Source organism: Variovorax sp. 01N429, assembly GCF_056399425.1.
Genome location: NZ_JBFTRG010000167.1, coordinates 1 through 405, shown reverse-complemented (window position 1 = coordinate 405; position 405 = coordinate 1). Strand labels below are relative to the sequence as shown.

General features: G+C 73.8%; 1 protein-coding gene. It reads right to left on the bottom strand.

Going from position 1 to position 405, the window contains the following annotated elements; all coding sequences use genetic code 11:
* Positions 1-405: AMP-binding protein (locus AC1DSF_RS31085; protein WP_478184160.1), on the bottom strand; the 405-nt coding region annotated here is incomplete at both ends.

Sequence of the window (405 nt, the reverse complement as noted above, 5' to 3'; positions counted from 1 at the left end):
GCCGCAGCCGGTCCGCCGTCGGCAYCACCGCGGCCTGCGCCACGCCGGGGTGGTGGGTGAGGACGGTTTCGATTTCCGTGGGTTCGATGCGGTGGCCGCGGATTTTGGTCTGGTGGTCGGTGCGGCCGAGGTAGTCGAGGGTGCCGTCGGGGCGGTGGCGGGTSAGRTCGCCGGTCCGGTASAGACGGGTGCCCGGCGGTCCGAACGGGTTGGGGACGAACCGGGCGGCGGTCTGCGCCGGGTTGCGGTGGTAGGCCCGCGCCAGCCCGGCGCCCGCGACGTACAGCTCGCCCGGGGTGCCCTGGGGCACCGGCCGGAGATGGTGGTCGAGGACGTAGACCTCGGTGTTGTGGATGGGGCGTCCGAGGGCGGGTGTGGTGGATTCGTCGGTGCCCGCGCCGAGAG